A 24,062-nucleotide genomic window follows, 5' to 3' on the forward strand; every position below is an offset into this window, starting at 1 on the left:
TTTTGCGCTACTGTCCCCGCCATGGTGCTCGAAAGATTCCGCCTCGACGACCGGGTCGCGGTCGTCACCGGAGCCGGCCGCGGGATCGGCGCTGCCAGCGCCCTCGCGCTCGCCGAAGCCGGTGCCGATGTCGTCCTCGCTGCGCGTACGGAGGAACAGCTCCGCGAGGTCGCCGCACAGGTCGAGGCCCTGGGCCGCAAGGCCCTGGTCGTGCCGGCTGACCTGTCCGACCTCGACCAGGTCGCTGCGCTCGCGCAGACCGCGGTCGACGCGTTCGGACGGCTCGACGTGGTGGTCAACAACGTCGGCGGATCGATGCCCAAGGAGTTCGTACGCACGAACGTGGCCGCGCTCGAGGGTGCGTTCCACTTCAACGTCTCGACCGCGCACGCGCTGACCCGTGCCGCGCTGCCGCACCTGCTCAAGAGCGACGGCGGGGCGGTCGTCAACATCTCGTCGGTCATGGGCCGGGTCAGTGGTCGCGGCTACCTCGCGTACGGGACGGCCAAGGCGGCGCTCGCACACTGGACCCGCCTCGCCGCCCGCGACCTCGCGCCACGCGTACGGGTCAACGCGATCGCCGTCGGCTCCGTCGCCACCTCCGCGCTCGAGATCGTCACCGGCGACGAAGGGCTCACCGCGCAGATGGAGGCCAACACGCCGTTGCGCCGCATCGGCGACCCCGACGACATCGCCGCGACCGTCCTGTTCCTCGCCAGCCCCGCCGGCGGCTACCTCACCGGCAAGGTGCTCGAGGTCGACGGTGGCATCGACCAGCCCAACCTCGACATGGCCCTGCCAGACCTGGGAGTCCCCGAATGATCAGAGTCGTCGCATGGAGCACGGGCAACGTCGGGCGGCACGTGCTGGCCGGCATCGACGCGCGTCCCGACCTCGAGCTCGTCGGCCTCTGGGTGTCCAACCCCGACAAGGTCGGCAAGGACGCGGGGGAGCTCGCCGGGCTCGGCCGTGACCTCGGCGTCCTCGCCACGAACGATGTCGAGGAGATCCTCGCGCTCAAGCCCGACGCCGTCGTGCACTCGGCGATGGCCGACGACCGGCTGTTCGAGGCGATGGCCGACCTCGAGCGCCTGCTGCGGGCCGGAATCAACGTCGTCTCGAGCGGGCCTGTGTTCCTGCAGTTCCCGTCCGGACCGGTCGTCGAGATGGCCGAGGGGGTCAAGCAGGCGGCGGCTGAGGGCGGCGTCTCCCTGTACGTCAACGGCATCGACCCCGGCTTCGCCAACGACTGGCTGCCGCTGTCGCTGACCAGCATCAGCGAGCGCATCGACCAGGTGCGCTGCTCCGAGGTGCTCAACTACAACACGTACGACCAGGGGATGATCGTCTTCGACGTGATGGGCTTCGGCAAGCCGATGGACCACGTCCCGATGCTCCTGCAGCCCGGCATCCTGACGATGGCGTGGGGCAGCGTCGTGCACCAGATCGCCGCCGGCCTCGGGGTCGAGCTCGACGACGTCGAGGAGTTCTATGAGCGGCTCCCGGCGACGGAGTCGTTCGACATCGACAGCGGTCGCGTCGAGGAGGGCACGGTCGCGGGCCTGCACTTCGAGGTGCGCGGCAAGGTGGGCGACAAGGCGGTCGTCGTGCTGGAGCACGTGACCCGCGTCCACGACGACATCGGCCCGGACTGGCCGCAGCCTGCCGGCCACGGGTGCTACCGCGTCGAGATCAAGGGCGAGCCCAACTACACCCTCGACCTGCAGCTGCTGGGCACCGATGGCGACCACAACACCGCCGGCCTCAAGGCGACCGCGATGCGGCTCGTCAACGCCGTGCCCGCGGTCGTCGGCGCCAAGCCGGGACTCGTCACGGCACTCGACCTTCCGCTCGTCACCGGGCGCGGACTGGTGGTCACATGAACGTACGCCTCGGCCGTCTCCTGGCCGCCGTCTCCATGGCCGCGACACTCGCCGTCGTCTCGCCGGCAGCAGCCCAGGCCGCGACCGGCTGCTCACAGGCCGGTTCGCAGGCAGCGGCGCAGAAGTACCTCGACGCCCTCGTCGACCGCAACGCGGCCTGGTCGATCCCGCTCGACCCGTTGGTGCTGCGGATCGAGAACGGGCTGCCGACCTCGGTGTCCGCGCTCGACCTCAAGCTGCAGCTCTACCTGCACATCCAGTACTCCGTGTTCACGTCGATCGAGAAAGTGGTGTGGACGTGGCAGCCCGACGGCCGTGCCGGTGTCATCAACGCGCACTACGACATCCCGGTCGGGCTGGGCGGAGTGTCGCTCGCGAGCTCGACGGTCGACGAGGACTTCACGCTGACCGCCGCCTGCACCATCAAGAAGATCGACGCGACGTTCACGATCGAACCGGCCGCTTGACCGAGCCACCTGTGTACGTACCGCGGTCCGGGCCGTCGTGGCGCGATCCGTGGCCGATGTACGCCGCGCTGCGGGAGCGCGATCCGGTCCATCACGTGGTGCCTGCCGGGAACCCGGACGCCGACTACTGGGTGCTCTCGCGCCACGCCGACGTGTTCGAGGCGGCCCGCGACGTCGAGACGTTCTCGTCGGCCCAGGGGTTGACGACGGAGTACGACGAGCTCGACAGGATCGGGCTGCGGGACAACCCGCCGTTCGTCATGCTGGACCCGCCGAGCCACACCGACTTCCGGCGCACGGTCTCCCGCGGGTTCACCCCGCGCCAGGTCGCCAGCGTCGAGCCCGTCGTGCGCGCGTACGTCGGCGAGCGCCTCGACCGTGTCGCCGAGGCCGGTGAGGTCGACATCGTCGCGGAGTTGTTCAAGCCGCTGCCGACGATGGTCGTGGCGCACTACCTGGGCGTGCCCGCTGAGGATCGCGACCGCTTCGACCGGTGGACGCACGACATCGTGGCGGCCAGCTCGGCCGGTCACCCGCTCGAGGCGGCCGAGGCCGTCACCGAGCTGATGACGTACTTCACCGAGCTCGCCGAGCGCAGGCGCCGCGAGCCCGACGACGACACGATCTCGCACCTCGTCGCCGCCGGCATGGCCGACGACATGCCTGGCCTGCTGTCGATCCTCGGCTTCGCGTTCACGATGGTCACGGGCGGCAACGACACGACGACTGGGATGCTCGGCGGAGCGGTGCAGCTGCTGAGCGGCCGGCCCGACCAGCGCGAGCTCCTCACCGCCGACCTCGATCTCGTCCCCGACGCGGTCGAGGAGCTGCTGCGGCTGACCTCGCCCGTGCAGGGGCTGTGCCGCACAACGACCTGTGACGTCGAGATCGACGGGACGACGATCCCGGCTGGGCGCAAGGTGCTGCTGCTCTACGGGTCGGCCAACCGCGACCCGCTGAAGTACGGTCCGGACGCCGAGGAGCTGGACGTCACTCGTGGGCCGAGCCAGATCCTCACGTTCAGCCACGGCAACCACCACTGCCTCGGCGCCGCTGCCGCGCGCATGCAGGCCCGGGTCGCGCTCGAGGAGCTGCTCACCAGGTTCCCGCGGTTCGAGGTCGACCTCGGCGGCGTCGAGCACGCTCCCGGGCCGTACGTGCGGCGGCCGACGCGCGTGCCGTTCCGGGCGGGCGCGTGACGCCCGACCGGGCCGAGGTGCTGGCCCTCGTACGTTCGTCGCCCGCGTACGTCGCGGTGCACGACAAGGTCGGCTGGGTCGGCATCTTCGGGCAGGAGCACGTGGTCGAGGACCCCGTCGGCGCCGGGCCCGTACGGTCGCAGGAGCCCTGCGCGCTGGAGCGGTTCTGGGACACGTTCATCGCCCCGAACGACATCGCGTTCGAGGTGGCGCAGGACTGGATCGACGGCTTCGACGTGGTCCGTGACGCGACGATCGTGACGACGCTGGCTCCCGGTGTCGTGGTGCGCACGCCGGCGCACCTGATCTACCAGACCACGTACGAGGACGGTGCACTCAAGGTCCGGCGCATGGCGGCGTACTGGGAACCGCTGCCGGTCTACCGCCAGCTCATGCTGCCGCGGCGGGCGTACGTCGTCGCGGCGCTCGGCCAGTTCGCGCACATGTTCCGCACGCTGGGCATCGGAGCGGCGCTGCGGTTCGTCGGCGCGGCACGCTTCGTCGGGCGGCGCCGCAAGCAGGTGCTCCTCGCCGAGCTCGCGGCCAACGGCGTCCGCGAGGTGTCCAAGGTGATCGCGGCGGGCAACAGCGTCACGGCGTCAGGGACGCAGGACGGTGCGCCGGTCGCGGTGATCGCCGACTTCGCGCCGCGTTCGCACACGCTCCGGCGCCTCAAGACGTACGAGGACCTGGCGTGACCGGGTCAGCGCAGCAGGAGCTTGACCGCGACGTCCATCGACTTGGTGACGTCCTCGGCAGAGGTGCGGCCGGTGACCCAGCCCATGAGCGCCGACAGCCACACGTCGCCGATGACCCGCACGATCGCCATGTCCTCGTCGGTGGGCTCGCGCGCCTCGTCGGTGCCGTCGATCGCGTGCGTGATCATCGCGGTGAGCTTGACGCCGACGACGTGGATCTCCTCGGCGACCGACGCGTCGGCGAACATGAACGCCCGCGTCAGGGCCTCGGTCAGCTCGGGCTGCTTCTGCAGCGCCGTGGTGGTCACGCCGAGCACGTGCATGACGCGCTGGTGCGCCGTGTCGCCGGGCACGACGCGCGTACGCGACTGGGCCTCGGCCCGCTCGAACTCACGACCGAGGGCGGTGACCAGGAGATGGATCTTGGACGGGAAGTAGCGGTAGAGGGTGCCGAGGGCGACGTCCGCGTTGTCGGCGACCGCGCGCATCTGGACGGCGTCGTAGCCGCCGGAGTCCGCGAGGGCGATCGTCGCGTCGAGGATGCGGCGGCGGCGCTCCCGCTGGGCGTTGGAGCCGGGCGTCTCGGTCGTGCTGGTCATCCGGCATCGTCTCCTGTCCGCGGTCTGGTGCTCGAGCTGACCTCGCCGACCGTCGCTATGATTGAAACACGTTCTAGATTCGGAGGCGACAGATGCCCATCGGCGTGACTCGTGACGATCTAGAACTGAGTACCAGTTTACGGGCCTGGGCCTCTGGACTCGGCGGCCCGGTCGCCCTCCGAGACGTCGAGACCGATCCGGCCGCGGCGTTCGCGAAGACGTGGCAGGCGGTCGTCGAGGCGGGTCTGCCCGCCATCGCCATCGACGAGCAGCACGGTGGCGGCGAGGGATCGCTGGTCCATCAGGCGATCGCGCTCGAGGCCGCGGCGTACGCCTTGGTGCCCGGTCCGCTGCTCGGCACGGTGGTCGTCGCGCAGCTCGCCGACGACGGCAACGCGCTGGCCGGGATCGTCGAAGGTGCGAGCGCGGCGGTGGCAGTGTCGGGTGCGCTGACGGTGGACGACGGCGGCGCTCGCGGCGACCTCGACGTCGTGCTCGACGTGGTGGAGGCGCGCTGGCTCCTCGCCCGTACGACCGACGCTGCATGGGTCCTGGTCGATGCCGATGGTTGGCGCGCCGAGCCCGAGGTCGGCCTCGACCTGTCCCGGAGGGGTGGGCGCGTACGCGTTGACGCCACCGCCGATCAGGTCACCGCTCTGCCCGGGGTCGACGACGACGCGGTGCTCTGGGTCCTGGTGGCTCTGGCTGCCGCAGAGGCCTCCGGCATCGCGCAGTGGTGCCTCGACACCGCGGTTGAGTACGCCAAGGTGCGTGAGCAGTTCGGTGCACCGATCGGCTCGTTCCAGGCGATCAAGCAGCTGTGCTCGCAGATGCTGGAGACCACGGAGTCGGTGGCCGCGGTGGCGTGGGACGCCGCCACGACCGCACGGTCGGACGTACCGGCGGGGGAGGCGCAGTATGCCGCTGATGTCGCCGCGGCGGTCGCATTCGACGGCGCGGTGTCGGTTGCCCAGGACTGCATCCAGGTGCTCGGCGGCATCGGCTTCACCTTCGAGCACGACGCCCACCTCTACCTCCGCCGGGCGATCGCGCTGCGACTCGCGATCCGTGCTGTCGCCGGCAGCGCGGAGCAGTCCGCAGCCCGCCTCGCCCGGCGGGCCGGCACCGGCCAGCGGCGCGTTCCGGAGATCGACTTCGGTGGCACGGACGAGGAGTTCCGCACAGCGACCCGCACGGCGGTCGAGGCCATCGCCGCCCTGCCCGAGGACCAGCAGCGCGCAGCCCTCGTCGAGTCCGGCTACCTGATGCCGCACTGGCCTCGGCCGCACGGGCTCGACGCCGGTCCGGTCGAGCAGCTCGTGGTCGACGAGGAGCTGGCCCGCGCCTCGCTCGTACGTCCTGACATCGCGATCGGCGGGTGGGCCGTGCCGACGATCATCGACCACGGCACCGCCGAGCAGGCTGAACGCTTCGTCATGCCGACGCTGCTCGGCGAGCTGAAGTGGTGCCAGCTCTTCAGCGAGCCCGGCGCTGGCTCCGACCTGGCCTCGCTGACGACCCGCGCCGTACGCACCGAGGGCGGCTGGCACCTGACAGGTCAGAAGGTGTGGACCTCGAGGGCGCGCGAAGCCGACTGGGGCATCTGCCTCGCCCGCACCGACCGCGACGCCCGCCATCGAGGCATCACCTACTTCCTCGTCGACATGACGTCGGCCGGCATCGACATCCGGCCGCTGCGTGAGCTGACCGGCGACGCGATGTTCAACGAGGTGTTCCTCGACGAGGTCTTCGTGCCCGACGAGTGCGTCGTCGGCGAGGTCAACGAGGGCTGGAAGCTCGCCCGTACGACGTTGGCCAACGAGCGCGTCGCGATGGCCGGCAGCAAGCTCGGCATGAGCACCGAGCGCGCGGTCGAGCTGCTGGCCGGACGCGAGTCGGAGACCGACGCGGCACGGGTCGGGCACCAGGTCGCGCTGGCCTCGGTGTGCCAGCTGCTGGGCGTACGGTCGACGTTGCGGTCGATCGCCGGACGCGGTCCCGGCCCGGAGTCGAGCGTCGCCAAGCTGTTGGGCGTACGCAACCGGCAGGAGGCGTCGGAGCTCGTCGTCGACCTGCTGGGTCCTGCGGCACTGTTCGAGGCGGACAACCCTGACGTGCACGAGATGCTGCTGACGCGCTGCCTGTCGATCGCCGGCGGCACCACGCAGATCCTGCGCAACGTCGTCGCCGAACGCGTGCTCGGGCTGCCTCGGAGCTAGCTCGCTGCGTCGAGTGCCTCGGCGAGGCGCTGCCTCACGCTGACGGGGTGCTGCGGCGCTGGAGCGCCGAGATGAAGGTGGCGGAGCTCGGCCATGAACTCGTCCCACAGGTCAGGGCCACCGGCCGAGAGCAGCTCGGCTCGCACGCGGAGCCGCTCGGTGGTCGGCCGATGCTGCAGCCCCCATTCACCCAGCTGCGCGAACACCGGCACCAGCTGGATCGAAGCCTCCGTGAGGCTGTAAGCGGCGCGTCGGCCGGGGCCGACGTCCTCGCGGGTCAGCAGGCCGGAGGCGACCAGGCGCTTGAGCCGATCCGCCAGGATGTTCGATGCGATGCCCTCCTCGGAGCCGCTCTGGAGCTCCCTGAAGTAGCGCCGATTGCCGAACATCACGTCCCTGAGCACCAGCAGGCTCCAGCTGTCGCCGAATGCCTCGACCGCCGCATTGATCGGGCACCCCGAACGAGGCGATTCCGTCATGTGTGCCTCCTAACCGCTTGCAGATTACCACCAGTGGCCCTAGGGTCGACTCACTGCTTGCAGATCGCAAGCGGTGGAAGGAATGATGATGGACACTCAACCGCAGACCGCAGCAGGCAAGGTGCTGATGCACTTCGCGATCTCGTTGGACGGATTCGTCGCGGGTCCGGGACACACCATGGACTTCATGGCTGGCATGACGGTGCGACCCGGGCTGCACGACGAGTACATCCAGACCACGGGAGCCGTTCTGGCCGGGCGCGACGGGTACGACAGCGCGATCGGCGACTCTCGGCCATACGGCGGAGCGTGGCAGGGACCGATCTTCGTGCTGACACACCATCCGGAGGACGCTCGACCCAGCGAGGACATCACCTTCCTCAGCTGCGATGTGCCGGAAGCTGTACGGATCGGGCTCGAGGCGGCTCAGGGCAAGAACCTCGAGATCTTCTCGCCGACGATCGGCAAGCAGGCCCTCGAGCTGGGGCTGGTCGACGAGATCGACCTGCACCTCGCTCCGGTGCTGCTCGGCGACGGAATCCGGCTCTACGACGCTCCCGGCAGCAAGCCCGTGCGCCTTGCCATGGTCGGCGACGCCGCGAAGCGTGCCGTCAACCTCCGCTATCGGCCCGAGCCGGCGAGCTGACCTTCTGGTTCCTCGTCCGGTGCCACTGGAGCCAGCGCTGGACGGCGGCGATCGTGTGCTGGCTGCGGATCGACGAGAACAGCTCGAACGCGTGCTGGGCGCCGGGCAGCTCGGCGTAGGTGATGGAGGCGTCCGACTTCTCGCGGAGAGCCGCGACGAACGCGCGAGCCTGGTTGACTGACACGACGGTGTCGTTGCTGCCGTGGATCACGAAGAAGTCCGGCGTGTGCTCGGTGACCTGCGCGATGGGCGACGCCTGCACGAACTCGTCGAGGTGGTGGCCGGGGTTCTTGCCGAATACCCGCGGGCCGAGGAACCTGTCGCGCATGTCGATCGCGGCCCGCTGCTCGGTGATGCCGCCGAGGTCGTAGACGCCGTAGAACGACACGCACCCCGACACCGACGTGTCCGAGTCCTCGAACCCGGGCTGGTACGCGGCCAGGTCAGGGGTGAGGGTCGCCAGCGAGGCGAGATGCCCGCCGGCCGATCCGCCGGTGATGACGACGTACGAGGGGTCGCCGCCGTAGTCCGCGATGTTCTCGTGCACCCAGGCGATTGCCCGCTTGACGTCCACGATCTGCGTGGGGAACCGGTACTTCGGCGCGAGCCGGTAGTTGGCGGACACGCAGACCCAGCCTTCGCGCGCCATGCGGTTCATCAGCAGGAGGCCCTGCTGCTCCTTGTTGCCGATCGTCCAGCCGCCGCCGTGGATCTGGATCAGGACGGGCGCCTTGCTCAGGTCGCGGTCCTTGGGCCGGCGGATGTCGAGATGCGCCCGCCGCCCGCCCTCGGTGTAGGGCACGTTGCGCAGCACCTCGATGTCGCGCGCCTTGAAGTTGAAGGGGCGAGCGACCGAGCCGCGGGGGAGCCGCAGGTCGAGGGGGCCGGGCAGGTCGATCTCGTCGAGGTAGCCGTCGCCGATGCCTTCACGAAGCGCCTCGTCGAGCTGGGTGCCCGTACGCCGTGCGCCCGCGATCGTGTGGGCCAGGAGACCTGCGGCGGCCGCGGCGGCGAGCAGTCCAGCGCGGGACGGCTTGGACCGGCGCACCGTCAGCTCGGCTGCGGTGTCGATCGCCGCGGCGCCAAGCAGGTGCGGAGCGAGCTCGCTCGTCGGCCAGCCCAGGGCGAAGCTGGGCAGCGCGGACCAACCGCGCGTCAACGGACGTACGGCGTTGACGGCGAGTGTGGCAAGCGCGAGCTGGCGTCGGGCATACCCGGCTGACATGTGGTGAGCTCCCTCAGACCAGTAGAACAGGTTCTAGCAGGGTCTAGGATACGGCCATGGATCGACTCAGCGGACTCGATGCGAGCTTCCTCTACCTCGAGAGCGGCGCGCAGCTCATGCACGTCTGCGGGTTGATCGTGGTCGACCCCGCGACGATGCCGGGCGGATACGACTTCGCGACGTTCAAGGAGCAGCTCGCCGAGCGCGTGTCCGACGTGGCGATGTTCAACCGCAAGCTCAAGTTCGTGCCGGGCCAGATCGACTTCCCGGTGTGGGTGACGGACGACGAGTTCGACATCGACCGGCACGTGCACCGGCTCGCCGTGCCGTCCCCTGGTGGCGAGCGCGAGGTCTCGGAGGTCGCGGGCCACCTCGCGGGCATCCCCCTCGACCGGGCCCGCCCGCTCTGGGAGATGCACGTGCTCGAGGGCCTGGCCAACGGCAAGATCGCGGTGTTCTCCAAGATGCACCACGCGTCGGTCGACGGCGTCTCGGGCTCCAACATGATCTCGTACCTGTGCAGCCTCGAGCCCGACGCGCCGCCGCTGGACACCAGCGCCGGGGAGCACCTGAGGGCACCGTCCGACCTCGAGCTCTTCGGCCGCGGCGTCGTGTCGACCGTTGCGAAGCCGTGGCAGCTCGCCCGCCTGGCGGCGCCGACCGTACGCACGCTGGTCGAGACCGCGAGCCGTGCGCGCAAGGGCACGGCGATGGCCGCGCCGCTGACCGCACCGCGTACGTCCTTCAACGGCACGATCACCGGCCACCGGTCGATCGCCTACACCGACGTGGCGCTCGACGACATCAAGGCGATCAAGAAGGCCGTGCCCGGCGCGACGGTCAACGACGTCGTGCTGGCGCTCAGCGGTGGAGCCCTGCGGCGCTACCTGATGGATCGCGGCGAGCTGCCCGACTCGTCGCTGCTCGCGAGCGTGCCGGTGTCGGTGCGCAACGAGTCGACGCGTACGGGCGGCCGCAACAAGGTCTCGTCGATCTTCTGCAAGCTCGGCACCGACGTCGAGGACCCGCTCGAACGGATCACCGAGATGGCCGTGGCCAACGCGCACGCCAAGGACCACCACTCGGCCGTACCGGCGGACACCCTGCAGGAATGGGCCGAGTTCGCCGCTCCGCGGACGTTCGGGCTGGCGGTGCGCATGGTGTCGGACCTGCGGCTGGCCGAGCGCGCGCCGGTGATCCACAACCTCGTCATCTCGAACGTGCCGGGGCCGCCGGTGCCGCTCTACTTCGTCGGGTCCCGGATCGACGCGCTCTATCCGCTCGGCCCGATCTTCCACGGCGCCGGACTCAACATCACGGTCATGAGCAACAACGGCGAGATGCACATCGGCGCCATCGCGTGCAGCGAGCTGATGCCGGGCGTATGGGACCTGATCAACCAGTTCCCGATCGAGCTCGAGGCGATGAAGGCCTCAGTCCTCGGCTGACCGACCGAGATTCGGATCGAGCTGCACCACGGGATGGCTCTCCGTGGTGCACCCGCATCCAAATCTCGGCGATGCTCTCAGGCGGGTTGTCGCTTCTTCATACGTGCTGAGGTGGTGAGGGCGGCGTCGAGCAGGGCGGGCACGAATGCCCGGTGCTCCAGCACGCAGCCGGCGTGGCCGCACGCTGCCTCGTGGATCGTCGCGCCGGGGATGCGGGCGGCGAGGTCGCGCTGGCGGTCGGGCGGGATCACGTGGTCGTTGGTGGTCACCACGACGGCGGTCGGTACGTCGACGCGCTCCAGCCAGAGCGTCGAGTGGTGCCGTCCGAGCGATGCCACGGCCTGACCCACGGCCCAGGGACTGCTCGACCGCCACTGCTTCAGCGCCCAGCCGGCGGTGTCGGAGCTGCCGGTCTCGATCTCCTCGGCGGCCGCCGCGCTGGCCCGGCGTACGACGCGCGAGCGGGAGAGTGTCGCGGTCAGTCCCATGCCCAGCGCCATGCCGGTGTGGAACACCCGCTCGCGGCCGTTGGTCCGGAAGTGCGCCGTGGTGGCGGCGAGGAGGAGCCCGCCGACGACGTCGGGGTGCTGACGCCACACACGCTGCGCGATGACCGAGCCCATCGAGTAGCCGGCGATGATCGGGCGGTCGAGGCCGAGCGCGTCGATCACCGCGGCGACGTCGTCGGCACAGTCCGAGATCAGGAACCGCTCGGACGTGATGCCGCGCCCGTGCCACCGCTGGTCGAACGTGATGACGCGGTAGTGCTGTGCGAGCGCGGGGATCGCCGGGAACCAGGTCAGCTGGCCCGTGCACCCCACGGCGTGGAGCAGGACGATCGCCGGCGCGTCGGGGGTCGGGCCGGGCACGTCGGTCAGCCACGTACGACCGCGTCGGGGGAGGTCCAGCCAGCGGCCCTCGGGGAGATCGACGGGCGGCAGGTCGAAGAGGTCCCACGTCGACGGGTCGGGCAGGAGGTGCCGCAACGCCCCGAGGGGCAGCAGCTTGACCGGGTTCCGCACGGTTCCTCCTCTGGGTGGGCCTCCCACGAGAATAGAACACGTTATAGTTTCTGACGGACGACACCCACCGAAGGAGACGATCTGCGTGGACTCGCTGCTCGACGAGGTGCGCTCGGTCATCGCTGATGTGCTCGACCGCGGCGACGGCTCCTGGGGTGCGCTGCAGGAGTCCGGTCTGCTCGCGCTCGCCGCTCCCAAGGAGCTCGGTGGCGAGGGCCTCGGCATGACCGAGGTCTCCGTGCTGCTCCACGAGGTCGGTAGTCGTGCAGCCGACCTGCCGGTGTGGGAGACGCTGGCCTGTGGGCTGCTGCCCCTCGTACGTACGGGCGACGAGTCGTTGCAGGCCGACCTCGTCCCCAAGGTGCTCGCCGGTGAGCTGCTCCTCGCACCGGCACTCGGCGAGGTCGGTGCCGCGCTGCCGCGCGAGCCCGCCACGACGTACGACGGCGCGGGCGTGACCGGGTGCAAGATCGGCGTGCCGGTGCTGGACGGCACCACCTTGCTCATCGTCTCGTGCGCTGTCGCTTCGACAAGCTCAACGACCGCTGTGCTGGTCGATCCCGACGGCCCCGGCGTGAGCCGCATCGAGACCACCACCTCGCGCGGCACCACCGAGGCGACGTACACCTTCACCTCGGCACCCGCAGTCGGAGTGCTCGACGCCGAGGTCGTGCGCCACCACGCGATCGCCGCCCTGGCCGCTCTCGGTGCGGGCCTCGTCGAGGGCGCGCGCGACCTGACCGCCGGCTACATCCGCGATCGTCGCCAGTTCGGCCGGTCGCTCGCGGAGTTTCAGGCGGTGGCCCAGCAGATCGCCGACGTCTACGTCGCGTCACGCACGTTCACGCTGACGGCGGCCGAGGCCGTACGCCGCCTCGATGCCGGCGACCCCGCCGATGACGACCTCGCGGTCGCCGCCCACTGGTTCGCCGACCGGGCGTCGACCGTGCTGCAGACGTGCCAGCACCTCCACGGTGGCATGGGCGTCGACGTGACGTACCCGCTCAACGGCTACTTCTCCGGCGTACGCGACGTGGCCCGCCACCTCGGTGGACCCGCCGCGCTGGCTGACGTGCCGGTCGTGGAGTCCGCCGGGAGGAACGCCGAGCTGACCGTCGAGGAGCGTGCGTTCAAGGATGAGGCGCGCACCTATCTCACCGGTCTGGCGACCGACGCGGACCGCGACGAGATGCGCCACGACCGGCACGGACCGGCCTACCACCGCATCATCAAGCAGATGGGCGCCGACGGCTGGATGGGCGTCGGGTGGCCCAAGGAGTACGGCGGTCAGGGTCGGGGCGTGATCGAGCAGCAGGTGTTCGTCAACGAGGCGGCCCGCGCGGACGTGCACCTCCCGTCGGTGACGCTGCAGACCGTCGGGCCGACCCTGCAGGCGTACGGGACGCAGAAGCAGAAGGACATGTTCCTCGCCGACATCGTGACGGGCGACGTGCACTTCGCGATCGGCTACAGCGAACCCGACGCCGGCACCGACCTCGCGTCGATGCGCACGAGCGCGCGGCGCGACGGCGACCACTACGTCGTCAACGGCCAGAAGATGTGGACGACCGGCGGCCACGCCGCGGACTACGTGTGGCTCGCGGTGCGCACCGACCCGGACGCGCCGCCGCACCGCGGCATCTCCGTGCTGATCGTCGACACCCGTGACCCGGGCTACTCGTGGACGCCGATCACGACGAGCGACGGGTCGCACCACACCAACGCGACCTACTACAACGACGTGCGTGTGCCGGTCGACATGCTGGTCGGCGAGGAGAACCGCGGCTGGCAGCTCATCACGACCCAGCTCAACCACGAACGCGTCATGCTCGGCCCGGCCGGACGCATCGAGGGGCTCCGCGACATGGTGCGCGCCTGGGCCGAAGGTCGTACGGAGCCCGGTGGTGAGCCGCTGCTCGAGGTGCCCCAGGTGCGCGACGTGCTGGCGCGGGCGACCGCGTCGTTCCGGGTCAACGAGCTGATCAACTGGGCCGTCGCGCGCGGTGCCTCGTCGGACCGTGCGGCGGTGGCCGACGCGTCGACGTCCAAGGTGTTCGCGAGCGACGAGGTGCAGCGGCTCGGGCTGGCGTTGATGGACGTCGTCACGACGTACGGCGATCCGGCCGACCCGGCGACCGGCCGGCTCATGGAGTATCTCGACGCGACGAGCAAGCGCAACCTCGTGCTGAGCTTCGGTGGCGGCGTCAACGAGGTGCAGCGCGAGCTGATCGCGATGTTCGGCCTCGACCTGCCTCGGGTGCCCAGATGACGACCGACGAGGAGATCATCGCGCGCACCGACGAGATCAAGGCGCGGGGCAAGAGCCCGGCCCGGCTGGCCCCGGACCCGGTGAACGTCCCGATGATCCGGCACTGGGCCGAGGCGATCGGCGACACCAACCCCCGCTGGGCGCCCGGCCCCGACACCGAGGCGCCGCCGGCGATGGCGCAGGTGTGGACAATGTACGGGCTCAACCCCGAGCGCATGCCCGGCGACCCGCTGCCCGACACGATGCAGGTCCTCGACGACGCCGGCTTCACCTCGGTGCTCGGCACCAACTGCGACCAGACGTATGCGCGTACGTTGCGGCCCGGCGAGGTGCCGAGCATCAGCACCTACCTCGCGGACGTCGTCGGTCCGAAGAAGACCGGCGTTGGTGAGGGCTGGTTCATCACGACCAAGAGCGTGTGGACCGTCGGCGACGAAGATGTCGCGACGATGACGTTCCGGGTGCTCAAGTTCAAGCCCGGCACAGGGCGCCCGACGGTCGACACGTCGAAGTCCTCGCGGCCGATGATGAACCGCGACACCGAGTTCTTCTGGGCCGGCACCGCTGTCGGCGAGCTCCGCATCCAGACCTGCAACGCGTGCGGCGAGCTCCGGCACCCGCCCGGCCCGGTCTGCCCGAAGTGCCACGCGATGGACCGCGGGTACGTCGTGGCGTCGGGGCGTGGTGTCGTGCACTCGTTCCTCGTGCACCACGCGCCGGCCGTCCCCGGCAAGCAGCTCCCGCTCACGCTCGCGTTGGTCGACCTCGACGAGGGCGTCCGGATGATCGGCGAGGTCAGCGGTGAGGTGGCGATCGGCGACGCGGTCGAGGTCTGGTTCGACCCGATCGACGACGAGGTGACGTTGGCCAAGTGGCGGCCTGCCGGCACGCCGGAGCCTGAGCTGGTGCCCGAGCCCGAGTCCGACCTGCCGGTCTGGGAGCTGCCGATCACGCCGACGCTGGTCGTGTCGACGGCACTCGCGACCCGCGACTTCCAGGACGTGCACCACGACCGCGACCGGTCGATCGGCCACGGCAGCAAGGACATCTTCATCAACATCCTCAGCACGACCGGCCTGGTGCAGCGTTATGTCACCGACTGGGCCGGCCCGCAGACTCAGATCCTGTCGTGCGCCCTGCGACTCGGCGCGCCCGCCTATCCGTACGACACGCTGCGCTTCACCGGCACGATCGTGTCCGAGGTCGACGGGGTGACGACGCTCGACGTCACGGCGGCGGTCTCGATCGGCACGCACGCCAACGCCCGGCTGGAGATCCGTCGATGAGCGCGTTCAGTGGCGCGGCGTCGATCGCCGGGATCGGCGCGACCGAGTTCTCCAAGGAGTCGGGACGATCCGAGCTGCAGCTGTCGGCCGAGGCGACGCTCGCCGCGCTCGCTGATGCGGGTCTGACGACGTCCGACGTCGACGGCCTCGTCACGTTCACGATGGACAGCACGTCCGAGATCGCGCTTGCCCGCGAGCTCGGCATGGGCGACCTGCGGTTCTTCAGCCGCATCAACTACGGCGGCGGCGCGGCCTGCGGCACGGTGCAGCAAGCCGCCATGGCGGTGGCGACGGGGATCGCCGACGTCGTCGTGGCCTATCGCGGCTTCAACGAGCGCTCGGGCCAACGGTTCGGGCAGGTCCAGATGTGGGCCGCCGAGCAGGTCAACACCAACGGCCTCGACAACGCGTGGTCGTACCCGCAGGGCCTGTCCACTCCGGCGGCGACCGTGGCCATGCAGGCGCGGCGCTACATGCATGAGTACGGTGCGACCTCGGCCGACTTCGGTGCCGTCGCAGTCGCGGACCGGCGGCACGCCGCCACCAACCCCAACGCGTTCTTCTACGAGAAGCCCATCACGATCGAGGACCACCAGAACAGCCGGATGATCGCCGACCCGTTGCGGCTGCTCGACTGCTGCCAGGAGAGCGACGGCGCGGTCGCGATCGTCGTCACCTCGACCGAGCGCGCCCGCGACCTCAAGGCCGGCGCCGTGCCGATCGTCGCGGCCGCTCAGGGCAGTGCCGCCGACCAGTTCGTCATGACGTCCTACTACCGAGACAACATCGGGATCCCCGAGATCGGCGTGGTCGGTCGCGAGCTGTGGCGCCAGTCAGGGCTGACGCCGGGCGACATGCAGACCGCGGTGCTCTACGACCACTTCACGCCCTACGTGCTGATGCAGCTCGAGGAGCTCGGGTTCTGCGGCCGCGGCGAGGCCAAGGACTTCATCGCCGACGGGGCGATCGAGCTCGGCGGCCGGCTGCCGCTCAACACCCACGGCGGCCAGCTCGGCGAGGCGTACATCCACGGCATGAACGGCATCGCCGAAGGCGTACGACAGGTCCGCGGCACGTCGGTCAACCAGGTCGACGCCGTCGAGCACGTGCTGGTCACCGCCGGCACCGGCGTCCCGACCTCAGGCCTGATCCTCGGGCGCTGACGCGGGCCCGCGGCATCCGCATCAATAGGGGCGCGGCACCGCTTTGGCGTTCCGTGTCCTCGCGCGGTGCACGAAGACGGCCCCGATCGCGGTGGCGGCCGAGACCGCCAGGCCCAGACCCGCCATCACGAGCAGGACGATCCCGATGACCTGGTCCTCGTTGCTGCCTTCGGGCAGCACGTGAGTCACGTCTTCCGGGTCGTACGTGACAGGGACCTCGGAGTCGACCTCCGGCACCTCGAGAGGCATCCAGAACACCTCGGTGGTGACGCGCCGTCCACTGTCGGTGGTGAAGGTCAGGGTGACGTCGTCGCCATCGACCTCGGTCACGACGGCGGTCGTCGTCACTCCCACGCTCGCCATGTGGTGGCTGGTCGACAGCTCGTACCCGCCGATGGCGCCGCACACGAGCGTGCCGATGAGGCTCAGCCCGGCAACGATCCACAGTGCCACCGCCCACCCGACGGACGGTCCTGTGCGTGGTGGCGGGTAGGGGGCAGGGTGCCAGTACTGAGGTGCTGGCGGAGGATACGAGCTCACGCCTCCATGATCACGCAGCTGGGCATCCATGGTGGCCGGTTTGGCGTAGAGCGGTCAGCCGCGGCGGGTGACGAGGCAGTCGGCCAGGGCCGGCCGGTCACCCACGGTTGCCGCGACGACGACGCCTTCGGGCTCGTCCCACGCGTCGATCGTCAAGGTCTCGCCGGGGAACACGACGCCGGCGAACCGTGCGGCGTACCCGCTGACCGCATGCGCATCGCCGCCAAGCATCAGGTCGATGACCTCGCGGAGCACGATGCCGTACGTGCAGAGGCCGTGCAGGATCGGCGCCGGGAATCCGGCGGCCTTCGCGAACTCAGGGTCGGCGTGCAGCGGGTTGCGGTCGCCGCAGAGCCGGTAGAGCAGGGCCTGCTGCGGTGTCACGGTGTACGTCGTCGAGTCGTCGGGTGCCCGGTCGGGGACCGCCACCGCCGTGCTCTCGCCGCGGTTGCCACCCCAGCCGCCCTCGCCCTTGACGAAGATCGACGAGCGTACGCGCCACAGCTCGGTGCCACCGGGAGCCGTGGCGACGCCTTCCTGCCAGATCACGGCTGCCTTGCCCTTGTCCCAGATGTCGGTGATGCGCGTCGTGAGCCGGGCGGACCCTGACGAGGGCAGGGGACCGATGACGCGTACCTCTTGGGCGCCGTGCACGACCTGCGCGAGGTTGATGTCGCAGCCGGGCAGGTCGAGGGCGGGCGGATCGGTCTCGTGGAACGACGGCGCGACGACGCCGAAGCTCGGCAGCACCTGCATGCCCTCGCCCTCGAGGGTCCAGCGCAGGGCATCGGCCGAGACGTTGTCGCCCGGGCGCGAGCCCGCACCCACGGCGAGCTGGTAGAGCAGCACGTCGCTCGTCGTCCAGGAGAACTCGCGGGTGCCGGTCTCGGCACCGATGGCCACGTCGGGGTCGATCGGCATCAGCTCACCACCACGGTCTGGTCGTTGTGGTTTCGAGGCTCCTCTTCGCTCCGCACCTCAACCACCAACATTCCGCGCGATGTCCTCGGCGGCGAGGTAGCCGAACGTCATGGCCGGCCCGATCGTCGCGCCGGGACCCGCGTACGTACGTCCCATGACCGCCGACGAGCAGTTGCCGGCGGCGTAGAGGCCCTCGATGACCGAGCCGTCGGCCCGCAGCGCGCGGGCGCGTTCGTCGGTGACGATCCCGCCCTTCGTGCCGAGGTCGCCGGGCACGATCTTGACGGCGTAGAACGGTCCGTGGTCGATCGAGTGCAGCGACGGGTTGGGCTTCACGCGGGGGTCGGCGTAGTAGCGGTCGTACGCACTCTCGCCGCGGTGGAAGTCCTCGTCGATGCCGGACTCGGCGAAGCCGTTGAACCGGCGGATCGTCTCCTCCAGCGCCTCGGCCGGAACCTCGATCTCGGCGGCGAGCTTGGCGAGCGAGTCGGCCTTGCGCACCGTGCCGAACTTGTACCAGCGGCCGGGGAACGGCTGGCGCGGCGAGAGGCCGGCGAACAGGTAGCGGTTGCGGTAGCGCTGGTCCATCACGAGCCACGCCGGTACGTGCGGGACACCGGTGGCCTCGCCCTCGTAGATCGCGTGCGTGGCCTCGACGTACGGCAGTGCCTCGTTCATGAACCGCTGACCCGCGGAGTTGACGATGATCGACCCCGGCAGGTTGCGCTCGGCGAGGCAGAACCACGGGCCGGACGGCAGCGGGATCGTCGGGCCCCACCAGGCGTCGTCCATCAGGTCGGTGGCCGCGCCGACCGCGACACCGGCCTCGATGCCGGCGCCGGTGTTGGTGGCCGCGCCGGTGCTCCAGCCCGCCTCGGTGGGGCTCGGCAGATACTTCTCGCGCAGCGCGTCGTTCTTCTCGAACCCGCCGGAGCCGAGGATCACGCCGCGGCGGGCGCGGATGACGACCTCCTGGCCCTCGTGCTCGGCCCGTACGCCGACGACCCGGCCGCCCTCGATGACGAGTCCGGTGAGCGAGGTCTCGTAGTGGACCGGCACGCCGGCATCCATGAGGCCCTTGCGCAGGCTGATCGTGAGCGCGTTGCCCATGGCGTACATGCGACGGCCGCGCAGCGAGCTCAGGACGCGCTTGAGCATGACGCGCATCATCGTGAGCGGGCCACGGAGCGTGCGTACGCCGAGGCTGATCTTGCGGAAGTCGGCCTGCGTGACGATGAGGTTGGCCGGCGCCTTGGCGTACGGCGGGTGCAGGCGGTCGAGCTCGGCGCCGAGGATGCGGCCGTCCATCGGGACGGGCTCGACGCTGCGGCCACGGGGCCGGCCGCCGGGCTGCTCGGGCAGGTAGTCGGCGTACTCCGGGACCCACTTCAGCTGCACGGGGGTGTTGTCGAGCAGGAAGTCGATGACCTCGGGGCCGCGGTCGAGGAACGTGTCGCGGCGCTCCTTGGGCACGACGTCGCCGACGATCGAGTCGAGGTACGTACGTGCCTGCTGGGCGTCGTCCGCCTCGACCTGGCCGGCCTTGCGGAGCGCCCGGTTGCCGGGGATCCACACACCGCCGCCGGAGCGGGCTGTCGAGCCGCCGAAGTAGGCGCTCTTCTCGATCACCACGGTGTCCAGACCGTGCTTCGCGGCGGCAAGAGCCGCCGTCATACCGGCGCCTCCGGCGCCCACGACGATGACGTCACACGTCTGTTCCATCGGACCTCCGGTCGGGCTGACTTCCGCAAAACTGTAACAGGTTCTAGTATGGCGAGGTGACCTCCACCAAGGCTGATCCCGCCGCCATCGCCGCGGCGACCGACCGGCTCGCGCAGGCGCTGGAGACGCGAGTGCCGTGTGCCGCCGTCCGCGACCTGATCGGCACGGACGACCTGCCGGCCGCCTACGCCGTGCAGCAGGGCCTCGTCCAGAAGCGGCTCGACGGCGGGGTGAGGGTCGTCGGCCGCAAGATCGGCGCCACCTCCGAGGCGGTGCAGAACCAGCTCGGTGTGGACCAGCCCGACTTCGGCTACCTGCTCAGCGACATGGACGTCAGCCACGGCACGGACGGCACGCCGATCTCGATGCGCACCCTCCTGCAGCCGCGGGTCGAGGCGGAGGTCGCGTTCCGGCTGAGCCGTGACATCGACGTGCCCGAGGAGCAGATCACGATCGAGCTCGTGCGCGAGGCCGTCGACGTGGCGATCCCGGCGCTGGAGATCGTCGACTCACGCATCGAGGGCTGGGACATCACGTTCACCGACACGGTCGCCGACAACGCGTCCAGCGGCCTGTACGTCGTGGGCGACGCGGGACTCCCGCTGAGCGACATCGAGCCGCGCGACGTCGAGATGAGCCTGACCATCAACGACGAGGTGCGTTCGTCCGGCAACGGCGCAGCCTGCCTCGGCGACCCGCTGGAGGCGCTGCGTTGGCTCGCCGTCCAGGCCGCACGCTTCGGCGACCCGCTCCGCGCGGGGAACCTGATCCTGTCCGGGGCCCTCGGGCCCTTCGTGCCGTTCGCCGCGGGTGACCGCGTCACGGCGTCCATCAGCGGGTTCGCACCCCTGACCGTCTCCTTCGAGGAGTAAGACCATGACCAAGAAGGTCACCGCCGCGATCGTCGGGCCGGGCAACATCGGCACCGACCTGCTCTACAAGCTGCTCCGCAGCGACACGATCGAGCCCCGCTGGATGATCGGCGTCGACCCGGCGTCCGAGGGTCTGAAGCTCGCGAGTGATCGCGGGGTCGAGGCGTCGCACGAGGGCGTCGACTGGCTGCTCAAGCAGGACGAGCTGCCCCAGCTGATCTTCGAGGCCACCTCGGCGTACGTGCACCGGGAGTACGCCCCGCGCTACGCCGAGGCCGGCATCCGCGCGATCGACCTGACCCCGGCGGCGGTCGGGCCCGCGGTCATCCCGCCGGTCAACGGCGAGGAGCACCTCGACGCCGACAACGTCAACATGATCACGTGCGGCGGCCAGGCCACGATCCCGATGGTCCACGCCGTCTCGCGGGTCACCCCCGTGCCGTACGCCGAGATCGTGGCCTCGGTCTCCAGCGCGTCGGCCGGGCCCGGCACGCGCGCCAACATCGACGAGTTCACGCGCACGACCAGCGCCGGCGTCGAGACGATCGGCGGCGCCGAGCGCGGCAAGGCGATCATCATCCTCAACCCCGCCGAACCGCCGATGATCATGCGCGACACGATCTTCTGCGGCGTCAGCGCCGACGCCGACCGCGACGCGATCTCGGAGTCCGTCGTCCGCATGGCGCAGCAGGTGCAGGAGTACGTCCCCGGCTACCGGCTGCTCCAGGACCCGCAGTTCGACGACGCCTCGCCGGCGACCAAGGGCATGACCAAGGTCAGCATCTTCGTCGAGGTCGAGGGTGCGGGCGACTACCTCCCGCCCTACGCCGGCAACCTCGACATCATGACCGCCGCGGCGACCCGCGTCGGCGAATCCATCGCCAAGGAGATCCTCCGATGACTGCCGCTCCCGTGTCCGGCGTCGATGCCTCGGTCGACGCGCTCGCCCGTACGTGGTCACAGACCGACCCCTCGAGCGACCTCGACCTCCGCCTGACCGACACCTGCCTCCGCGACGGCTCGCACCACAAGCGCCACCAGTTCGTGCCGCAGGAGGTGCGCGACATCGTCGGCGCCCTCGACGAGGCCGGCATCCCGGTGATCGAGGTGACACACGGCGACGGCCTGGGTGGCTCGTCGTTCAACTACGGGTTCTCCGCGACCCCCGAGCAGGAGCTCATCAAGCTCGCCGCCGAGACCGCGAAGCGCGCCCGCATCGCGTTCCTCATGCTGCCGGGCGTCGGCACCAAGGACGACATCCGCGCCGCCCAGGACAACGGCGGGCAGATCTGCCGCATCGCCACGCACTGCACCGAGGCGGACACGTCGGGGCAGCACTTCGGCCTGGCCCGCGAGCTCGGGCTGGAGACCGTCGGCTTCCTCATGATGAGCCACACCCAGTCGCCCGAGGTGCTCGCCAAGCAGGCCCGCATCATGGTCGACGCCGGCTGCCAGTGCGTCTACGTCGTGGACTCCGCAGGTGCCCTGGTCATGGAGGGTGTCGCCGACCGGGTGTCCGCGCTCGTCGCCGAGATCGGCAACGAAGCCACGATCGGGTTCCACGGTCACGAGAACCTCGGCCTCGGGGTCGCCAACACCGTCATCGCCGCCCGCGCCGGGGCGACCCAGATCGACGGGTCCGTACGCCGCTTCGGCGCCGGTGCCGGCAACACGCCGCTCGAGGCGTTCATCGGCGTCGCCGACAAGCTCGGCTGGAAGACCGGCGTCGACTTCCTCCAGATCGTCGATGCCGCCGAAGATGTCGTACGTCCGGCGATGCCCGAGGAGTGCACGCTCAACCGGATGACGCTGATGATGGGCTACGCCGGGGTCTACTCCTCGTTCCTCAAGCACGCGGGCAACGCCGCCGAGCGCTACGACGTCTCGGGCGCGAAGATCCTGCTCGAGGCCGGGCGCCGCAAGCTGATCGGCGGCCAGGAGGACCAGCTCATCGACATCGCCCTGATGCTCAAGGCGAAGGACGACGCCAACGCGTAGGTCTCAGCTGAATCGCTGCTGGAAGGGTCAAGCGGTGCGAAGGCGTCCTGGTGTCTTGAGCTGTGCTAACGCCTCCGCGGCGGTGAGGTCACCACGGCGAACGCGTTCGCGTAGGACGAATAGTTCAGGAGTGCCAATTATCAGGCCACCGTCCTCGTTAAAGGTCGCGACCTCTTCTTCGTTCGAGGCCAGCGGCTCGTCACGCTTGCCAGGGTCCGTCCCGAGAAAATGATTGACGACATACCAGCATGCACTCGGAACCCTTCGGTTGGCTGCGGCGAACCTTGTTGCGAAACGGGTGATTCGCTGGAGATCGCTTAGTTTCGCTCCGCCCGAATACCCGCGCACCTCAACCAGCGCGACCCAATCGGGATCGTCAGGGTCGAGCACGCGAAGGTCCTCCAAGAGGTCACCCTTCTTGGCGTGTTCCTTGTCTGCATCTTCAACCGTGAAACCAAACTCGCGAAAAGCCTCAGCAACCTCGTCCTTCAGGGTGTCACCCTGGGCCTCGAGCAGGCGACGTGCACCAAGCTCGGCGCGCTTGGCGGCGTCTAGGCGCTCCATCTCAAGCTCCGCTCTCCTGGCTTGGTAGACGCGGGCGGCTTCCGCGTGCTCAGCATCGAGTTCGCTGATTTTGGATGTGGCCTCCCGCTGGTCCACGGTCTGCCACTGTGGGTCAGAGTGCCAGTCGGTCACGTCTGGTTCGAACCGGGTTGGGTCGGCGGCTCGCCAGCGGGCGAGCGCTGCCGACACCCACCTAGCAGCCTCCGGAATTTCTACGGGGAGCCACCACCATTCGAGTGGCGAGGATTGCGAGCGCCGGAATATTCCTGCTACAGGATGACCGTTCGCGTTGATCAGAAATGGCACGATCACCCCACGGACGCTGGGGTGAGTTATCTGCATCACACGGCTGCGGCCAGCGGCAACCAGTTGCTCGCCAAATCCAGGTATGAGATGTGATACCTCGTCGACCTGGCTCGCGGGAACTCGGTAGGTTCCGGAGGCCTCAATAGCGGTCGTCGTTCCAAGAAAGGAAGCGCTTCCCATGTGAAGTCGAGACGTTTGACTTCCGCCGAACTGGACGACGTTGACCTCGGTAAGAACTGTGGCATCGCAGTCCCAAAGCACAATCAAATCCCAGTCTCGCTGGTTGATGTCGTCCGCGAGTTCATCAGTCGAGGCAATTCGAACGGTGGGCGCGAGCGCACGGAACCGTTCGGCGAGTGACTCGTCGTCCAGCCCGACTACCAGCATGCGCGGTCGTGGCTGCAACCCAAACATAAGTTCCATTGCTACTCCTTTAGCCCAGCCATCCTTTCAGCACGCGCCGATACGCTGGTCTATCACGTTTCCGGATGCGCGAAGGCTCGCTCGGCCGCCCGGCGTCACGACGTGGCGCAGCC

The 24,062-nt window shown here is 69.7% G+C and carries 22 protein-coding genes; 14 read left to right on the top strand and 8 right to left on the bottom strand.

What is annotated here, in order from left to right; all coding sequences use genetic code 11:
* The first annotated feature begins 21 nt into the window (after positions 1-21).
* The 5 genes from ASE12_RS12685 to ASE12_RS12705 are packed head-to-tail and all read left to right on the top strand — an operon-like array spanning position 22 to position 4,247.
* The gene (locus ASE12_RS12685; protein ID WP_056401105.1) at positions 22-822 is read left to right on the top strand and encodes an SDR family oxidoreductase; all 801 of its coding nucleotides are present in this window, start codon (positions 22-24) and stop codon (positions 820-822) included.
* Positions 819-1,883 (top strand): diacylglycerol kinase, encoded by a 1,065-nt coding sequence (locus ASE12_RS12690; RefSeq protein WP_056401107.1) that lies wholly within the window; start codon positions 819-821, stop codon positions 1,881-1,883. The genes ASE12_RS12685 and ASE12_RS12690 overlap by 4 nt, the downstream gene beginning before the upstream one ends.
* A complete protein-coding gene (locus ASE12_RS12695) occupies positions 1,880-2,350 on the top strand; it encodes a hypothetical protein (RefSeq protein WP_056401110.1) in 471 nt (156 codons plus the stop codon). The genes ASE12_RS12690 and ASE12_RS12695 overlap by 4 nt, the downstream gene beginning before the upstream one ends.
* Positions 2,347-3,549 (top strand): cytochrome P450, encoded by a 1,203-nt coding sequence (locus ASE12_RS12700; RefSeq protein WP_056401112.1) that lies wholly within the window; start codon positions 2,347-2,349, stop codon positions 3,547-3,549. Before ASE12_RS12695 ends, ASE12_RS12700 begins: the two co-directional genes overlap by 4 nt.
* Complete coding sequence (locus ASE12_RS12705) at positions 3,546-4,247, top strand: hypothetical protein (protein WP_056401115.1); 702 nt, start codon at positions 3,546-3,548, stop codon at positions 4,245-4,247. The genes ASE12_RS12700 and ASE12_RS12705 overlap by 4 nt, the downstream gene beginning before the upstream one ends.
* A gap of 5 nt (positions 4,248-4,252) precedes the next feature.
* Here ASE12_RS12705 and ASE12_RS12710 read toward each other — a convergent pair whose 3' ends face one another.
* Positions 4,253-4,846 (bottom strand): TetR family transcriptional regulator, encoded by a 594-nt coding sequence (locus ASE12_RS12710; protein WP_056401117.1) that lies wholly within the window; start codon positions 4,844-4,846, stop codon positions 4,253-4,255.
* Between the two features lie 92 nt (positions 4,847-4,938).
* On the opposite strand from ASE12_RS12710, the gene ASE12_RS20715 reads away from it, so the two are divergent.
* Positions 4,939-7,065 carry an acyl-CoA dehydrogenase family protein gene (locus tag ASE12_RS20715; protein ID WP_056401120.1) on the top strand — a complete coding sequence of 709 codons (2,127 nt, stop codon included), beginning with the start codon at positions 4,939-4,941 and terminating at the stop codon, positions 7,063-7,065.
* Here the strand turns inward: ASE12_RS20715 and ASE12_RS12720 are convergent.
* The gene (locus tag ASE12_RS12720) at positions 7,062-7,544 is read right to left on the bottom strand and encodes a helix-turn-helix domain-containing protein (RefSeq protein ID WP_056401122.1); all 483 of its coding nucleotides are present in this window, start codon (positions 7,542-7,544) and stop codon (positions 7,062-7,064) included. The two genes, ASE12_RS20715 and ASE12_RS12720, sit on opposite strands and share 4 nt — an antisense overlap.
* Positions 7,545-7,632: 88 nt before the next feature.
* Between ASE12_RS12720 and ASE12_RS12725 the strand changes: the two genes are divergently transcribed.
* Positions 7,633-8,190: a dihydrofolate reductase family protein gene (locus ASE12_RS12725; RefSeq protein ID WP_235508902.1), complete on the top strand. Its 558-nt coding sequence runs from the start codon at positions 7,633-7,635 to the stop codon at positions 8,188-8,190.
* Here the strand turns inward: ASE12_RS12725 and ASE12_RS12730 are convergent.
* Positions 8,156-9,415 (bottom strand): alpha/beta hydrolase, encoded by a 1,260-nt coding sequence (locus tag ASE12_RS12730; protein WP_056401125.1) that lies wholly within the window; start codon positions 9,413-9,415, stop codon positions 8,156-8,158. The two genes, ASE12_RS12725 and ASE12_RS12730, sit on opposite strands and share 35 nt — an antisense overlap.
* A gap of 56 nt (positions 9,416-9,471) precedes the next feature.
* On the opposite strand from ASE12_RS12730, the gene ASE12_RS12735 reads away from it, so the two are divergent.
* The gene (locus ASE12_RS12735; protein ID WP_056401128.1) at positions 9,472-10,863 is read left to right on the top strand and encodes a wax ester/triacylglycerol synthase family O-acyltransferase; all 1,392 of its coding nucleotides are present in this window, start codon (positions 9,472-9,474) and stop codon (positions 10,861-10,863) included.
* 77 nt (positions 10,864-10,940) lie between these two features.
* Here the strand turns inward: ASE12_RS12735 and ASE12_RS12740 are convergent, their stop codons facing one another.
* A complete protein-coding gene (locus tag ASE12_RS12740) occupies positions 10,941-11,885 on the bottom strand; it encodes an alpha/beta fold hydrolase (protein WP_235508903.1) in 945 nt (314 codons plus the stop codon).
* A gap of 85 nt (positions 11,886-11,970) precedes the next feature.
* Here ASE12_RS12740 and ASE12_RS12745 point away from each other — a divergent pair, with 85 nt between their 5' ends.
* Genes ASE12_RS12745 through ASE12_RS12755 form a run of 3 tightly spaced genes read left to right on the top strand, consistent with a single transcriptional unit; the run spans position 11,971 to position 16,603 of the window.
* Positions 11,971-14,154, top strand: coding sequence for an acyl-CoA dehydrogenase (locus ASE12_RS12745; RefSeq protein WP_235508904.1), 2,184 nt, complete (start codon positions 11,971-11,973; stop codon positions 14,152-14,154).
* Entirely contained in the window at positions 14,151-15,440 is a 1,290-nt protein-coding gene (locus tag ASE12_RS20720; protein WP_056401134.1) for an OB-fold domain-containing protein, read from the top strand. Before ASE12_RS12745 ends, ASE12_RS20720 begins: the two co-directional genes overlap by 4 nt.
* On the top strand, positions 15,437-16,603 hold the full coding sequence (locus ASE12_RS12755; protein WP_056401137.1) for a lipid-transfer protein: 1,167 nt from the start codon (positions 15,437-15,439) through the stop codon (positions 16,601-16,603). The genes ASE12_RS20720 and ASE12_RS12755 overlap by 4 nt, the downstream gene beginning before the upstream one ends.
* Positions 16,604-16,624: 21 nt before the next feature.
* On the opposite strand, the gene ASE12_RS12760 is transcribed toward ASE12_RS12755, so the two are convergent.
* The 3 genes from ASE12_RS12760 to kstD form a co-directional block, all read right to left on the bottom strand.
* Positions 16,625-17,056, bottom strand: coding sequence for a hypothetical protein (locus ASE12_RS12760; RefSeq protein WP_056401140.1), 432 nt, complete (start codon positions 17,054-17,056; stop codon positions 16,625-16,627).
* A gap of 141 nt (positions 17,057-17,197) precedes the next feature.
* A complete protein-coding gene (locus ASE12_RS12765) occupies positions 17,198-18,064 on the bottom strand; it encodes a MaoC/PaaZ C-terminal domain-containing protein (RefSeq protein WP_056401148.1) in 867 nt (288 codons plus the stop codon).
* 57 nt (positions 18,065-18,121) lie between these two features.
* Entirely contained in the window at positions 18,122-19,786 is a 1,665-nt protein-coding gene (gene kstD, locus ASE12_RS12770) for a 3-oxosteroid 1-dehydrogenase (RefSeq protein WP_056401153.1), read from the bottom strand.
* Between the two features lie 56 nt (positions 19,787-19,842).
* Between kstD and ASE12_RS12775 the strand changes: the two genes are divergently transcribed.
* From ASE12_RS12775 to dmpG, 3 genes are read left to right on the top strand one after another with little or no spacing between them, the layout of a single operon-like run.
* A complete protein-coding gene (locus tag ASE12_RS12775) occupies positions 19,843-20,658 on the top strand; it encodes a 2-keto-4-pentenoate hydratase (RefSeq protein ID WP_056401155.1) in 816 nt (271 codons plus the stop codon).
* Between the two features lie 4 nt (positions 20,659-20,662).
* Positions 20,663-21,559, top strand: coding sequence for an acetaldehyde dehydrogenase (acetylating) (locus tag ASE12_RS12780; RefSeq protein WP_056401156.1), 897 nt, complete (start codon positions 20,663-20,665; stop codon positions 21,557-21,559).
* On the top strand, positions 21,556-22,656 hold the full coding sequence (dmpG, locus tag ASE12_RS12785; protein WP_056401157.1) for a 4-hydroxy-2-oxovalerate aldolase: 1,101 nt from the start codon (positions 21,556-21,558) through the stop codon (positions 22,654-22,656). The genes ASE12_RS12780 and dmpG overlap by 4 nt, the downstream gene beginning before the upstream one ends.
* Positions 22,657-22,683: 27 nt before the next feature.
* Here the strand turns inward: dmpG and ASE12_RS20090 are convergent, their stop codons facing one another.
* Entirely contained in the window at positions 22,684-23,949 is a 1,266-nt protein-coding gene (locus ASE12_RS20090; RefSeq protein WP_157412918.1) for a hypothetical protein, read from the bottom strand.
* Positions 23,950-24,062 lie beyond the last annotated feature (113 nt).

The organism is Aeromicrobium sp. Root236, from assembly GCF_001428805.1.
Taxonomy (GTDB): domain Bacteria; phylum Actinomycetota; class Actinomycetes; order Propionibacteriales; family Nocardioidaceae; genus Aeromicrobium.

What these genes read in the sequence shown, in the direction of transcription:
- ASE12_RS12685 (WP_056401105.1), top strand. Translation starts at nt 22, where the DNA reads ATGGTGCTCGAAAGATTCCGCCTCGACGACCGGGTCGCGGTCGTCACC.
- ASE12_RS12690 (WP_056401107.1), top strand. Translation starts at nt 819, where the DNA reads ATGATCAGAGTCGTCGCATGGAGCACGGGCAACGTCGGGCGGCACGTG.
- ASE12_RS12695 (WP_056401110.1), top strand. Translation starts at nt 1,880, where the DNA reads ATGAACGTACGCCTCGGCCGTCTCCTGGCCGCCGTCTCCATGGCCGCG.
- ASE12_RS12710 (WP_056401117.1), bottom strand. Translation starts at nt 4,846, where the DNA reads ATGACCAGCACGACCGAGACGCCCGGCTCCAACGCCCAGCGGGAGCGC.
- ASE12_RS20715 (WP_056401120.1), top strand. Translation starts at nt 4,939, where the DNA reads ATGCCCATCGGCGTGACTCGTGACGATCTAGAACTGAGTACCAGTTTA.
- ASE12_RS12720 (WP_056401122.1), bottom strand. Translation starts at nt 7,544, where the DNA reads ATGACGGAATCGCCTCGTTCGGGGTGCCCGATCAATGCGGCGGTCGAG.
- ASE12_RS12725 (WP_235508902.1), top strand. Translation starts at nt 7,633, where the DNA reads ATGGACACTCAACCGCAGACCGCAGCAGGCAAGGTGCTGATGCACTTC.
- ASE12_RS12730 (WP_056401125.1), bottom strand. Translation starts at nt 9,415, where the DNA reads ATGTCAGCCGGGTATGCCCGACGCCAGCTCGCGCTTGCCACACTCGCC.
- ASE12_RS12735 (WP_056401128.1), top strand. Translation starts at nt 9,472, where the DNA reads ATGGATCGACTCAGCGGACTCGATGCGAGCTTCCTCTACCTCGAGAGC.
- ASE12_RS20720 (WP_056401134.1), top strand. Translation starts at nt 14,151, where the DNA reads ATGACGACCGACGAGGAGATCATCGCGCGCACCGACGAGATCAAGGCG.
- ASE12_RS12755 (WP_056401137.1), top strand. Translation starts at nt 15,437, where the DNA reads ATGAGCGCGTTCAGTGGCGCGGCGTCGATCGCCGGGATCGGCGCGACC.
- ASE12_RS12765 (WP_056401148.1), bottom strand. Translation starts at nt 18,064, where the DNA reads ATGCCGATCGACCCCGACGTGGCCATCGGTGCCGAGACCGGCACCCGC.
- kstD (WP_056401153.1), bottom strand. Translation starts at nt 19,786, where the DNA reads ATGGAACAGACGTGTGACGTCATCGTCGTGGGCGCCGGAGGCGCCGGT.
- ASE12_RS12780 (WP_056401156.1), top strand. Translation starts at nt 20,663, where the DNA reads ATGACCAAGAAGGTCACCGCCGCGATCGTCGGGCCGGGCAACATCGGC.
- dmpG (WP_056401157.1), top strand. Translation starts at nt 21,556, where the DNA reads ATGACTGCCGCTCCCGTGTCCGGCGTCGATGCCTCGGTCGACGCGCTC.
- ASE12_RS20090 (WP_157412918.1), bottom strand. Translation starts at nt 23,949, where the DNA reads ATGGAACTTATGTTTGGGTTGCAGCCACGACCGCGCATGCTGGTAGTC.